Raw genomic sequence first — 12543 nt, forward strand, 5'->3', positions numbered from 1 at the left:
CATCGCGGCAGCTCTCGATGATCTGCGCGCGCCTCGGGTGCCTCGGACGCCGATAGCCTGAAGCGATGGGAGAGAACGAAGATCGCGCGCGCAGAAGACTCTCCCGAACACCCCCGAAGTGGGCGATCGTCGCGGTCCTGGCGTTCGCCGGACTCTGCTCGTCGTTCATGTTCACGCTCGTCGTGCCGCTGCAGGCCGAGCTGCCCCGCCTGCTGAACGCATCGCGCGAAGACACCACCTGGGTCGTCACGATCACCCTGCTCGTCGCGGCCGTCGCGACCCCGATCTCGGGCCGCCTCGGCGACATGTACGGCAAGCGCCGCGTCGTGATCGTGCTGCTCGGTCTGCTCATCCTCGGATCACTGATCGCCGCGCTCTCGGGCTCGATCGTCGGCGTCATCATCGGCCGAGCACTCCAGGGCGCGGTCACCGGAGTGGTCCCGCTGGGAATCGCGATCATGCGCGATGTACTTCCCCCAGAGCGTCTGGGCACGGCCGTCGCGCTGATGAGCGCCACGATGGGCGTCGGCGGTGCGATCGGGATGCCGGTGGCCGCCCTCCTGGCCGTGAATGCCGACTGGCACTGGCTGTTCTGGCTCGCCGCCGGACTCGGAGTCGTCGGCCTCGCGCTCGTGCTCCTGGTGATCCCTGAGGACGTGTTGCGGTTCCCCGGCCGCCTCGACGTGCTCGGCGCGATCGGACTCGCGATCGGACTCACCGGCATCCTGCTGTTCGTCTCGCGCGGAGCCGAATGGGGGTGGACGGCGCCCTTGACCCTCACCTGCATCATCGGCGGTGTCGGCGTGCTGCTCATCTGGGGCTGGTATCAGCTGCGAACGAAGGATCCGCTGCTCGACCTGCGCGTCGCCGCGCGGCCCGCCGTGCTGTTCACGAACATCGCCGCGATCGGCATGGGTTTCGCGCTGTTCGCGTCGAACGTGACGTTCCCGCAGCTGCTCGAAGGCCCCGCCGCCTCAGGCGCCGGCTTCGGACTCGACATGGTGTCGGCCTCGCTCATCATCATGCCCGCCGGGCTCGTGATGATGGTCATCTCGCCGCTGTCGGGGTGGCTCGAACGCACGGTCGGCCCTCGGCCGCTGTTCACCGTCGGCGCCGGCGCGATCGTCCTCGCCTACGTGTTCGTGCTGCTGTGGTCGAGCGAGGTCTGGCACATCCTGGTCGGCAACCTGCTGATCGGCGTCGGCATCGGGTTCACCTTCGCCGCGATGCCGATGATCATCATGCGGTCGGTGCCGGCGAACGAGACGGGCGCCTCGAACGGACTGAACGCTCTCTTCCGCTCTGTCGGCACGTCCAGCGCCTCGGCCGTGATGGGAGGAGTGCTCGCCGCGATGAGCATCGACGTCGGAGGCGTCTCCGTCCCCACGCGGGCCGCGTTCGACGTCTGCTTCTGGCTGGCGATCGCCGCCGGCATCGTGGCGCTGGTGCTGTCGCTCTTCATCCCGCGTCAGCGCGCGGCAGAGCAGCATCCGTCGCTCCCGGGCTAACCGTCAGCCCAGCGCCGATCGCGATCACATCACACGCGGGTCGGGGTCCGTCTCTCGCGGCGGCCGCAACCGCGAAGGGATCGGCCACTCGAGCACGTACTGCTGCACCGGCGGACGGGTGACGTCTCCGAAATCGTCGATCTTCACGACGATGCGGCCGGGAACGCCGTCGTCGTCGGGAGTGACCTCGAGGATGCGCACGCGGAGAGGTCTGTCGGCTTCGCCCTCGAGCATCCACGGGTCGGCGAGCCAGCCGATCCCTCGCGCCTCGAGAGCAGCCTCCGCGTCGAGCCACTCCGTGGGGCCGGAGGCCGGACGACCCAGCACGTCGACAGCGACCCACTCATCGCCGTCGGGGTGGATCCATCCGAGCAGCTCACGGTCATCCCGGCGATGCGGGGTCCAGTCGGGGCGGGGCATGCCTCCAGGCTAGCGACGCCGCGCGAGGGGCGCCTGGGACCTCAGTGTGTGTACTCCATGAGCTCGACCCCGAGGACGCGGAAGGCGTCGTGTGCGCGCAGCCGATGCGTGATCGACAGGTCGTCGAAGCACACGATCAGCGAGTAGGCGACACCCGCGCGGGGTCCGGCGAGCACTCCCGCCTCAGCGCGCACGCCGCGGTCACGCCCGGTCTTGTTGATGAACAGCAGGCCGTGCGCGTCGTGGTCGTGGGCGAACGGGTCGAGGCCGGTCGACGCCGCGACCAGGCTGAGATCCTGGTTGAGGCTGAGCCACTCGGAGACCTGGGCGCTCACCGACGCGCCGACCACCTGGGAGTTGACGAGGGCGGAGAAGAGCCCGGCGAGTTCCCGCGCCGAGCCGACCGCCACCTGAGGTGCGTCATCGGGGCCGCGCTCGTCGCGGAACCTGTCGAGCAGCGCCGTGCGGCGAAGACCGAGCGACTCGATCCGCTCGCGCACCCTGTCATGACCGACCCGCTGCAGCAGCGCGTTCACCGCGATCGGGTCACCAGCGGTCGCGGCGAGCACCGCGAGGTCTTCGAGCGGGAGCGCAGGGGCATGCAGATGACGCCACAGACCCGAGGTCGACACCGAGTCGATCGCGCTGCGTTCGACGATCTCGAGGGGGTCGAGGGTTCCGGCCTCGAAGGCCGAGGCGACCTCGATGAGAAGGGGGACGACGCCGAGACCCGCGACCGGCATCGTGACGTGATCATCGCCCGAGAGCACGTGCACGTGGCTGTCGAGATCGACGACATGCACCGAGACCTGCGCTCCTGCGTCGGCCAGCTGTTCGAGCGCCCGCAGCGTCGAGGTGAACGAGCGCCGCCCCGCTGCGGCACGACGCGGCAAGCGTCGGCTGGTCCGCTGAGAGCGGCGCAGCGAGGCCAGGGACGGCCCATCGACAGGCTCGGGAGCACCCACGCGTGATCCTTAAAGGGGGGTTGGATTGGCGGGATGCTGCAGGGTTCATCCCCCGCAGCACGGATATCGTAACCCCCTCAGGTGAGGATGCCCTACATACTCCGGTATTCGGTCATCAGATCGTCACGCGGAGGTCAGCAGGGCATCCACCCGAAGCGGATTCGGCTACCTGCGCGACCTCACCAGATCGTGACGCGTGAGTCCTGCGGGAGCCACAGCGCGTCGGACTCCGCGACGTCGAAGGCCTCGTAGAACGCATCGATGTTGCGGACGATCTGGTTGCAGCGGAACTCGTTGGGCGAGTGCGGGTCGATCGTCAGCAGTCTCAGGGTCTCGGCGTCGCGGCTCTTCTGCTGCCACACCTGCGCCCACGACAGCAGCAGTCGCTGCACGCCCGTGTAGCCGTCGATGACCGGCGCCTCTGCCCCGTCGAGCGAGAGCTCATAGGCCTTGAGCGCGATGCCGAGGCCGCCGAGGTCTCCGATGTTCTCGCCGATCGTGAGAGCGCCGTTGACGTGGTGCGCGGCGTCGAGCCCCTCGGGCACGAGCTCGTCGTACTGGGCGATGAGGGCCTTGGTGCGCTCCTCGAATGCCGAGCGGTCGGCGTCCGTCCACCAGTCCTCGAGCTTGCCCGCGCCGTCGTAGCGGCTGCCCTGGTCGTCGAAGCCGTGCCCGATCTCGTGGCCGATGACCGCGCCGATGCCGCCGTAGTTCGCTGCGGCATCGCGGGAGACGTCGAAGAACGGGTACTGCAGGATCGCCGCCGGGAAGACGATCTCGTTCATCGACGGGTTGTAGTACGCGTTGACCATCTGCGGAGGCATGTGCCACTCGTCGCGGTCGATCGGCTTGCCGACCTTCGCCACGTTGCGGTCGTGCTCGAAGATCGCCGCGCGGCGCACGTTGCCGAACAGGTCGTCGCGGTCGATCACGAGGCTCGAGTAGTCGCGCCACACCGTGGGGTGACCGATCTTGGGGGTGAACGAGTCGAGCTTCGCGAGCGCGCGCTCGCGGGTCTCGGCCGTCATCCACTCGAGGTCGGTGATGCTCCGGCGGTACGCCTCGATGAGGTGGGCGACGAGCTCGTCCATCGCGGCCTTCGCCGTCGGCGGGTAGTGGCGCTCGACGTAGACCTTGCCGATCGCCTCGCTCAGCGCGCTCTCGGTGACCGAGACACCGCGCTTCCAGCGCTCGCGGATCGTGGGGACGCCGGTGAGCTCGGTGCCGTAGAACGAGAAGTTCTCCTGCACGACGTCGTCGGTGAGGTACGGAGCGGCGGCGTGCACGACCTGCGCGCGGAGCCACGCCTTCCAGTCGTCGAGACGCTCGGCGACGAGCAGCGTGCCGAGGCCCTCGAGGAAGCTCGGCTGCGACACCACGATCTCGGCGAACGCCTCGGGATGCTCGGGGGCGACCGCGTCGCGCCATGGCTGGAGGTCGACGCCGGCGAGCTCCTGCAGCTCGGCCCACGTCTTGAGGTTGTAGGTCGCGACGGCATCACGGCTGCGCACGTTGTCCCAGTGGTGCCCGGCGAGCTCCGTCTCGAGGGCGATCGAACGGTCGGCGGTCGCCGCCGCGTCGGGGATGCCGGCGAGGGCGAGGAGCCGCTCGAGGTGCGCGCGGTAGGCGGCGCGGGTCTCGGCGAACGTGTCGAGGCGGAAGTAGCTCTCGTCGGGCAGCGACAGGCCCGACTGCACGACGACGGGCAGGTAGCGCTCGGGGTTGCCCGGGTCGCCGTCGACGTAGAAGCCGATCAGGTGCGCTCGTCCGTCGCGGTCGTACGAGCCGACCGTGCGGAGGAAGGTCGCGACGCTGTCGATCGCATCGATCTCGGAGAGCGTCTCCGCGAGCGGCGTGACCCCGGCGGCGGCGATGCGCTCGGTGTCCATGAAGCTCGCGAACAGATCGCCGATCTTGCGCGCGAGGGTGCCGTCTTCGGCATCCTGCGACTCCTCGATGATGGCGCGGACGTCTTTCTCGGCCTGCTCGGCGAGCAGGTGGAACGACCCCCAGCGCGCCTTGTCACCGGGGATCTCGGTGCGTGCGAGCCACGCTCCGTTGACGTGACGATAGAGGTCGTCCTGCGGGCGGATGTCGGAGCTGAACTCGGAGGTCTCAAGGCCAGAGGGAAGCACGTCGGTCATGCGAACAGCCTATGCGGCGCTCCGACATTCGGGTGGGATCGCCGGATGCTCACGCCCTGCGGCGGATGCCGAAGCGTCGTCGCCGCGGCTGCTCCGGCGCCTCCGCCGCACGGGCGTCGAACCGGGCGGCCCGGCGGTCGGCCCAGGCGGCGACCTCGGCGTCGACGTCGCGCGGTTCCGTGACCACCGGAGGACCCCCCTGCAGCTGACGGCGGGCCTCGATCACACGCCCGTTGAAGTCCACGAGCACCTCGCGCACGTCGGCCTCGCGCCCCAGCAGATCGAGCTGATCGTCGAGTTCGCGGTCCTCGGTGCGCAGCAGGATCGCCAGCGGCCCGAGCCCCGTCAGGTTCTCCTGCTCGATCTTGCGGCGGATCCACCAGTCGGGATCGTGATGCGTGCCCAGACCCTCGAGAGGCTTGCCCGCACCCGGCAGATCGTCGAAGTCACCCCGACGGATCGCGACCTGGATGGCCGTCTCGATGAACGCCGCCCGATCGGTCGCGGCGGCGATCCCCGGAGCCGTGCCGGATTCGGCATCCTCCTCCGCGCCGTCGCTCTGCTGCCGCGCGCGGTATCTCGCCGCGGCCTCGCGTGGATCCGTCATGACGCACCTCCGTGGCATCCGGTTCTTCCAGGGTACGACGCGCGTCACCTGCGATCGCGCCGTCGGCACCAGCCCATAGGCTCGGAGGATGACCGAGCGCACCCTCAACCGTGAGATCCTGCGCCTCGCCGTCCCCGCCCTCGGCGCACTGATCGCCGAGCCCGCATTCCTCATCGTCGACGCCGCCCTCGTCGGGCACCTCGGCACCACCCCGCTGGCCGGCCTCGGCATCGCCGGAGCCGTGCTGCAGACCATCGTCGGCCTCATGGTCTTCCTCGCCTACTCGACCACCCCGGCTGTCGCGCGACTCTTCGGTGCGGGCCGACCGGGCGAAGCCGTCTCGGTCGGCATCAACGGCATGTGGCTGGCGCTCGCGATCGGCGCCGTGCTCGCCGCGGCGGGCGCCGCCTCCTCCCCGTGGCTCGTGTCGCTGTTCGGGGCGAGCGAGGCCGTGTCCGCGCAGGCGAACGACTACCTCGTCATCTCGATGTGGGGCCTGCCCGCCATGCTCATCGTGTTCGCCGCGACCGGACTCCTGCGCGGGATGCAGGACACCGTGACCCCGCTGTGGATCGCAGGGCTCGGTTTCGGCGCGAACGCGTTGCTCAACGTCGTGTTCATCTACGGGCTCGGCTGGGGCATCGCCGGTTCAGCAGCCGGAACCGTCGTGGCGCAGTGGGGCATGGTCGGCGCCTACGTGCTGGTGATCCGCCGGCTCGCCGCGACGCATGACGCGTCACTGCGGGCGCGGCGAGAGGGCATGGGAAGCACCGCCCGTTCGGGCGGCTGGTTGTTCCTGCGCACGGTGAGCCTGCGGGCGGCTCTCCTCGTGACCGTCGCGGTTGCCACGGGCATCGGCACGGACGAGCTCGCCGGATGGCAGATCGTCTTCACGATCTTCTCGGCGGCGGCCTTCGCACTCGACGCCCTGGCCATCGCCGCGCAGGCGCTGATCGGCAAGGAGCTCGGCGCGGGTGATGAACGGCAGGTGCATCGGGTCCTCCGGCGCACGGTGGCCTGGGGCGCCTGGTTCGGCGTCGTGGTCGGGGCGCTCATCGCGGCGCTCTCGGGCGTGCTCGGCATCGTGTTCACGGGCGACCCGTCGGTCGCCGCCCTCGTGCAGCCGGCCCTCCTGATCCTCGCGGTCGCCCAGCCGATCGCGGGCGTCGTCTTCGTGCTCGACGGTGTGCTCATGGGCGCGAACGACGCGCGCTACCTCGCACTCGCGGGCGGGCTCAACCTGCTTCCGTTCCTGCCCGCGCTGTGGATCATCGCCGCGACAGGGGTCGACGGTGCCGCCGGCCTCATCTGGCTCGCCGTCGCGTTCTTCGGCGTCTATCTGCTCGCACGACTCGGCACTCTCGGCTGGCGCGTGCGATCCGGACGCTGGATCTCGGCCGGCGTCTAGCCCTGCACGATCCGTCGGGATCCGAGGTTCTCCACGTATCCCGGAATCCCGGCGAAGTGGGCCGGCCCAGGCCTGGCATTCTCGTTCCGGGCGAACGAGAATCGGAGCGTGCTGACCATGAACGAACCTCAGGTGTGGGTGCTGATCGGCGTCTTCGCCGCGACGATGTTCGGCATGGTCACGGTCGTGTCGACGCTGTTCATCCACGTCGTGAAGACCGAGATCCGGAGCGTTCATCACCGGATCGACACACTCGATCGTGATGTGACCGCGCTCTACCGGAACACCTTCGGGATCGACAGGGACTGACGCCCGAGCGCAGGAAGCGCGTGGGACCCGTCAGTCCGCGTACCTCCGGCACCATTCGTACATGATCACGGCGGCTGCCGCACTGGCGTTGATCGATCGGGTCGAACCGTACTGCGTGATCTCGATATGGGCGGATGCTGCGGCGAGTGCGGCATCCGACAGACCCGGCCCCTCCTGTCCGAACAGCAGCACGCAGGTCTGCGGCAGCTCGGCGCGATCCACGGGCACGGCGCCGTCGACGTTGTCGACAGCGATGATCGGGATGCCCTCGCCGGCCGCCCACGCCGCGAAGGTCTCCACGTCCTCGTGGTGCACGACGTGCTGGTAGCGGTCGGTGACCATGGCACCGCGCTTGTTCCAGCGACGGCGACCGATGATGTGCACGGTGTCGGCGAGGAACGCGTTCGCGCTGCGCACGATCGAGCCGATGTTCATGTCGTGCTGCCAGTTCTCGATCGCGACGTGGAACGGATGCCGCTGCGTGTCGAGATCGGCGACGATCGCCTCCATCCGCCAGTAGCGGTAGCGATCGATCACGTTGCGGGTGTCTCCGGCCGCCAGCAGTTCGGGATCGTACTGCTCCCCCTGCGGCCATTCGGATTCGCCGCCCGGCCACGGGCCGACCCCGTATCCGGGCTGCGCCGACGATCCGCCTGTCTCCGCTGTCTCCGCGGGCGCCTGCTCTTCCATCCCGTCAGGCTATCCGCCACTCGACGGGGAGCATATTTAGGTACACCGAAAAATCCGCTACGATTTCGGCATGCCTAAAAATGTTGCCCTCGATGAGGTGACCCCCGCCGCTCGCGCCACCGCCCCCCGCAGTCTCTGGCTGCTCGGCCCCGCCCTGGTCGCCGGAGTCGCCTATCTCGACCCCGGGAACGTCGCGAGCAACATGACCGCGGGTGCCCAGTACGGCTACCTGCTGGTCTGGGTCGTGATCGCCGGCAACGTCATGGCCTGGCTGATCCAGTACCTCTCGGCGAAGCTCGGCGTGGTCACGGGGCAGAGCCTTCCCGAGGTGCTGGGCGCACGCCTCACGAAGCCGTGGGCTCGACGGGCCTACTGGCTGCAGGCCGAGCTCGTCGCGATGGCGACCGACCTGGCCGAGGTCATCGGCGGTGCGGTCGCTCTCTACCTGCTGTTCGACATCCCCCTCCTGCTGGGCGGGGTCATCACCGGAGCCGTGTCGATGATCCTGTTGGCGGTGCAGAGCCGCCGCGGCGCGCGGCCCTTCGAGTTCGTGATCATCGGGCTCATGGTGATCATCGCAGTCGGCTTCATCGCCGGGCTCTTCGTCGCCCCACCCGACGCGGCCAGCGTGATCGGTGGGCTCGTTCCCCGCTTCGAGGGCACCGGATCCGTGCTGCTGGCGGCATCCATCCTCGGCGCGACGATCATGCCGCACGCGATCTACGCCCATTCGTCGCTGACCCGTGATCGGTTCGGATCGGCGGCCGCCCACGCACCGACCGAGGCCGCGCGCACCGAGGCGTCGCGCATCCGACGGCTGCTCACCGCCACCCGCTGGGACGTGTCGATCGCGATGCTGATCGCGGGCACGGTGAACCTCGGAATCCTGCTGCTCGCCGCTGCCAACCTCGCCGGCGTCGAGGGGACCGACTCGCTCGAGGGTGCACACGCCGCACTGGCAGCGGGTCTCGGCCCGGTCGTGGCGACCTTCTTCGCGGTCGGTCTGCTCGCATCCGGGCTCGCCTCGACCTCGGTCGGCGCCTATGCGGGAGCGGAGATCATGCACGGCCTGCTGCACGTGCGCATCCCGCTGCTCGCGAGACGCCTGGTGACACTGATCCCCGCGCTCGTGATCCTCGGCATCGGAGTCGACCCGACGCTGGCACTGGTGCTCAGCCAGGTCGTGCTGTCGTTCGGCATCCCGTTCGCGCTCATCCCGCTCGTCGCGCTCACCGCCCAGCGACGCACGCTCGGGCCCTGGGCGAACCGGGTGTGGACGACGGCGGCGGGCATCGTGGCATCCGTTCTGCTCATCGCCCTCAACGGCGCCCTGCTCTGGCTCGTGCTGACGGGGGCCTGAGCCGGCACGCAGGAGCAGCACGCACGAGACATGACAGAACCGCCCCGAGCCGGCACGGGAAGGAGTCGGCTCGGGGCGGCGGTCTGCCACCGCGCGGGTCAGCACGGGTCAGCACGGGTCAGCGCTTACGGAGTGTCTCCGTCCACTGCGAGGTCGCACCGTCCGCGATGCGGTAGCCGGCATCCGGCACCGCCACCACGGTCACCTCGCCCGTGACGCGCACCTTTCCGTTGCGCGCCTCGACCTTCTCGCCGTTCACGTAGTACGTGACGCCCGTGACGTTCGTCGGCACCTTCACCTCATCGCGAGATGAACCCGGCTTGTCGGTGAACTTGGGTGCCTTGGGCGTCACCGGAGCGGTCAGCACAGGAACGTTCGACCAGTCGAGGTCGCTGGCGAAGTAGAACGAGGTGTACGCCGGCTGGTTGTACGTCGTCTGCTGGCGGGCGGTCTCGACGCGGTACTGCACGTCGTGCATCAGGGTCGTGAGCTTGTGCGTGGTCGGCTCCGTGGTCGTGTAGAACCGCAGCGCACTCGAGTCGGCCGTGCGCACGAGCAGTTCCTCGCGCCAGTCTCCGAGAACGTCGGCGACGAGCGAGGGGTTGCCCTTCGTGCCGTTGTTCGTGAGAGTGCCGGTGGCCGTGAGAAGGGTGCCGCGAGTCCAGTCGTCGATTGTCGGTGTCTGGGTTCCACTGCCGTTGACGATCTGGGTGGTCAGGTCCCCCGCCCAGCGGATCGACATGTTCGTGCCCGGGGTCTCCGGCTGCAGCACCTCTCCCTTCGCGCTCAGCAGACCGCTGCCCTCGGTGCCGCCGGGCATGCTCGACCACACCTCGATGCCCGGAACGTCCGGACGGACGTCGCCGATCATCGCGCGGCCCGTGTCTCGGCCCGAGTAGGCACCGAACAGCGACTCCCCGGTCGCGGCATCGCGGAGGACGGACCCGTAGGGGGCCGAGGTGGCGCCCTCGTGCGCCGTCCAGATCTCGAGTCCGGGGCGGCTGGGGTCGATGTCGGTCACGTGCATCGCATCGCCGTGTCCGAGTCGCACGGTCGCTCCGGGGTCGGCGCTGCCCTCGGGGAGCACGTCGAACGAGCTGTACAGCAGGCTGCCGTCGTCGTCGATCGTCGCCGATCCGTACACGAGCTCCTGCTTGCCGTCGGCATCCACGTCGGCGAAGCTCAGCGAGTGGTCGCCCTGGGTGGTGATCGTTCCGAACTCGGGGTCGGTGCCGTCACGGCCGTGCGGGGAGTCGTTGAACGGGTTCGTCATCGGCACATGACCGCTGTCGACATCCCACCGTTCCTTGAGTCGCTTGCCGTCCCAGTCGAAGGCCGTGACGGTCGTGCGCGTGTAGTACCCGCGGGCGAAGACGGCGGACGGATGCTGACCGTCGAGGTAGCCGACACCCGACAGGAACCGGTCGACACGGTTGGCCGGCTCGATGCGCGACATGGCATAGTCGCCCCACAGCAGACCGTCGTCTCCGCGCTCGGTCGGATACGGGATCGTCTGCAGCTCCTTGCCCGTCGCGCTGTCGAAGACGGTGAGGTACTCGGGCCCGTCGACGATGAATCCCTCGAACTCGCGCAGCAGATTGCGAGCGCTGCGGCTCGGCGCGTACACGTCGATGAACGTATCGGCGAGCTCCTCGGCGCTCTCGCGCGTCAGGGGGTACTCATGCGTCACCGGCATGCCCCAGGCCTCTTCGAGCGTCGCCGGCCACTTCCCCGAGACGACCTCGTCGCGCTCGCTCCAGCCGAGGAACATCTCGACGAGGTGCTCCTCGTAGTCGGCGGCGCTCAGCCGATAGTCGTCGTCGTTCGAGTATCCGGCCCTGCGGTCGGCCTTGGGGAGCGTGATGTACGACTCCTTCTTCACGGATCCGTCGGCGGCGAACTGCACCGACTTCGTGCCCGGCGCCGTCTTCAGCATCGTCTCGGACCGGCCGTCGCCGTCGAAGTCGTAGACGAGGAACTGCGTGTAGTGGGCACCCGCGCGGATGTTGACGCCGAGATCCAGGCGGTTGAGCAGCGTGCCGTCGAGCTCGTACGTGTCGAGATAGACCGGACCCGTATAGCCGCGCTGCGACACGTCCTTCGAATTCGACGGGTCCCACTTCACGACGTACTCGTACTGACCGTCGCCGTCGACGTCGCCGACCGAGACGTCGTTCGCCGAGTACGTGTAGGCCTCACCCTTCGGCGTGACGCCGTCGGCGGGCTTCTGCAGCGGCAGGTCGTGGTGCCCCTCCGCCCAGGCGGTGACGGATGCAGACGCGGATGCCGTCAGCTCCACGCCGTTCACGATCGGGACCACCGAGTACTCCGAGGTCGCCGACCCGTCGGCATCCGCGTAGTTCGTGCTGTCGGTGACCGTCGCCACACGGGCGCCGTCGCGGTACACCGCGAAGTCGGGTCCGGCGAGGCCCGTCGCCGTGGCACCGGTCGCCTCGGCGGCGAGCAGTCTCCAACTGAGGAACACACCGTCGGTGGTCGAGACGGCGACCAGGCCGCGGTCGAGGACCTCCAGCTGCGGCGTCTGGGAGCCGGGGCCATGCCGGCCGGTCTCGGGAGCGGTGGGCGATGCCGCTCCCGCGCTCTGCGCGCCACCCACGAGGAGGCACCCAGCGGCGGCGACCGCCACGGCAGCGCGGAATGATCGGTGTCGGATATTCATCGTCGAAATCCTTCTCTGGGCGTGAAGCCCGCTCGGATAGCGTTTTCCCGTGCCCGGTCGAAGCTACCCGCCGAGGCCACGTGCGTCAAGGAATCCGACCGGATTGAGACGATTCACAGCGGCCGACGGCGATTAGGCTCGAAGACATGTCTGCCGAAACCGCGCGCCGCAACGTCCGCATCCTCACCTGGATCGGAATCGCGACCGGCGTGATCGGCGGCCTCCTCGTCGCGTTCCCGAAGACACTGGGTCCCGCAAGCCCGTGGGTGCAGCTCGCACTGGGCGTCGCGACGCTCGTGCTCGCGTTCCGAGCACGCAAGATCGGCATCGCCGAGGTCGAGGGATTCGACGGGCGCCTCTCGCTCTTCGCCGCACTTCTCGGCTTCCTCATCGTCTTCTTCGCAGGACAGGTCGCATTCGGAATCCTCGTCGACGTCGCCAACCCCTGATCT

The 12543-nt window shown here is 69.0% G+C and carries 11 protein-coding genes; 5 read left to right on the forward strand and 6 right to left on the reverse strand.

Annotation, left to right across the window (positions count from 1 at the left end):
• The first annotated feature begins 65 nt into the window (after window positions 1-65).
• A complete protein-coding gene (locus JOF42_RS00690) occupies window positions 66-1508 on the forward strand; it encodes an MFS transporter (protein WP_210096096.1) in 1443 nt (480 codons plus the stop codon).
• A gap of 24 nt (window positions 1509-1532) precedes the next feature.
• Here the strand turns inward: JOF42_RS00690 and JOF42_RS00695 are convergent, their stop codons facing one another.
• The 4 genes from JOF42_RS00695 to JOF42_RS00710 all read right to left on the reverse strand — a co-directional run bounded on the left by JOF42_RS00695 (window position 1533) and on the right by JOF42_RS00710 (window position 5644).
• Entirely contained in the window at window positions 1533-1928 is a 396-nt protein-coding gene (locus JOF42_RS00695) for a hypothetical protein (protein WP_210096097.1), read from the reverse strand.
• 41 nt (window positions 1929-1969) lie between these two features.
• A complete protein-coding gene (locus JOF42_RS00700) occupies window positions 1970-2893 on the reverse strand; it encodes a serine hydrolase (protein ID WP_259161587.1) in 924 nt (307 codons plus the stop codon).
• Window positions 2894-3072: 179 nt separating this feature from the next.
• Window positions 3073-5037 carry a M13 family metallopeptidase gene (locus tag JOF42_RS00705; RefSeq protein ID WP_210096098.1) on the reverse strand — a complete coding sequence of 655 codons (1965 nt, stop codon included), beginning with the start codon at window positions 5035-5037 and terminating at the stop codon, window positions 3073-3075.
• A gap of 49 nt (window positions 5038-5086) precedes the next feature.
• Window positions 5087-5644, reverse strand: coding sequence for a DnaJ family domain-containing protein (locus JOF42_RS00710; RefSeq protein ID WP_245340680.1), 558 nt, complete (start codon window positions 5642-5644; stop codon window positions 5087-5089).
• A gap of 88 nt (window positions 5645-5732) precedes the next feature.
• Between JOF42_RS00710 and JOF42_RS00715 the strand changes: the two genes are divergently transcribed.
• Both JOF42_RS00715 and JOF42_RS00720 read left to right on the forward strand, forming a co-directional pair.
• Window positions 5733-7052: an MATE family efflux transporter gene (locus JOF42_RS00715; RefSeq protein WP_210096100.1), complete on the forward strand. Its 1320-nt coding sequence runs from the start codon at window positions 5733-5735 to the stop codon at window positions 7050-7052.
• Window positions 7053-7169: 117 nt separating this feature from the next.
• Entirely contained in the window at window positions 7170-7361 is a 192-nt protein-coding gene (locus JOF42_RS00720; RefSeq protein ID WP_194762431.1) for a hypothetical protein, read from the forward strand.
• Window positions 7362-7391: 30 nt separating this feature from the next.
• Here the strand turns inward: JOF42_RS00720 and JOF42_RS00725 are convergent, their stop codons facing one another.
• Window positions 7392-8051 (reverse strand): TrmH family RNA methyltransferase, encoded by a 660-nt coding sequence (locus JOF42_RS00725; RefSeq protein WP_210096101.1) that lies wholly within the window; start codon window positions 8049-8051, stop codon window positions 7392-7394.
• Between the two features lie 70 nt (window positions 8052-8121).
• On the opposite strand from JOF42_RS00725, the gene JOF42_RS00730 reads away from it, so the two are divergent.
• Window positions 8122-9411, forward strand: coding sequence for an Nramp family divalent metal transporter (locus JOF42_RS00730; RefSeq protein WP_210096102.1), 1290 nt, complete (start codon window positions 8122-8124; stop codon window positions 9409-9411).
• 118 nt (window positions 9412-9529) lie between these two features.
• On the opposite strand, the gene JOF42_RS00735 is transcribed toward JOF42_RS00730, so the two are convergent.
• Window positions 9530-12091: a rhamnogalacturonan lyase gene (locus JOF42_RS00735; RefSeq protein WP_210096103.1), complete on the reverse strand. Its 2562-nt coding sequence runs from the start codon at window positions 12089-12091 to the stop codon at window positions 9530-9532.
• Window positions 12092-12237: 146 nt separating this feature from the next.
• Here JOF42_RS00735 and JOF42_RS00740 point away from each other — a divergent pair, with 146 nt between their 5' ends.
• Window positions 12238-12540 (forward strand): hypothetical protein, encoded by a 303-nt coding sequence (locus JOF42_RS00740; protein ID WP_210096104.1) that lies wholly within the window; start codon window positions 12238-12240, stop codon window positions 12538-12540.
• The last annotated feature ends 3 nt before the right edge of the window (window positions 12541-12543 follow it).

It is taken from the genome of Microbacterium phyllosphaerae, from assembly GCF_017876435.1.
Lineage (GTDB): Bacteria > Actinomycetota > Actinomycetes > Actinomycetales > Microbacteriaceae > Microbacterium > Microbacterium phyllosphaerae.

Excerpts from the sequence above, each read along its gene's own strand:
- JOF42_RS00715 (WP_210096100.1), top strand. The coding sequence starts at position 5,733 with ATGACCGAGCGCACCCTCAACCGTGAGATCCTGCGCCTCGCCGTCCCC.
- JOF42_RS00720 (WP_194762431.1), top strand. The coding sequence starts at position 7,170 with ATGAACGAACCTCAGGTGTGGGTGCTGATCGGCGTCTTCGCCGCGACG.
- JOF42_RS00735 (WP_210096103.1), bottom strand. The coding sequence starts at position 12,091 with ATGAATATCCGACACCGATCATTCCGCGCTGCCGTGGCGGTCGCCGCC.
- JOF42_RS00690 (WP_210096096.1), top strand. The coding sequence starts at position 66 with ATGGGAGAGAACGAAGATCGCGCGCGCAGAAGACTCTCCCGAACACCC.
- JOF42_RS00740 (WP_210096104.1), top strand. The coding sequence starts at position 12,238 with ATGTCTGCCGAAACCGCGCGCCGCAACGTCCGCATCCTCACCTGGATC.
- JOF42_RS00725 (WP_210096101.1), bottom strand. The coding sequence starts at position 8,051 with ATGGAAGAGCAGGCGCCCGCGGAGACAGCGGAGACAGGCGGATCGTCG.
- JOF42_RS00695 (WP_210096097.1), bottom strand. The coding sequence starts at position 1,928 with ATGCCCCGCCCCGACTGGACCCCGCATCGCCGGGATGACCGTGAGCTG.
- JOF42_RS00730 (WP_210096102.1), top strand. The coding sequence starts at position 8,122 with ATGCCTAAAAATGTTGCCCTCGATGAGGTGACCCCCGCCGCTCGCGCC.
- JOF42_RS00705 (WP_210096098.1), bottom strand. The coding sequence starts at position 5,037 with ATGACCGACGTGCTTCCCTCTGGCCTTGAGACCTCCGAGTTCAGCTCC.
- JOF42_RS00710 (WP_245340680.1), bottom strand. The coding sequence starts at position 5,644 with ATGACGGATCCACGCGAGGCCGCGGCGAGATACCGCGCGCGGCAGCAG.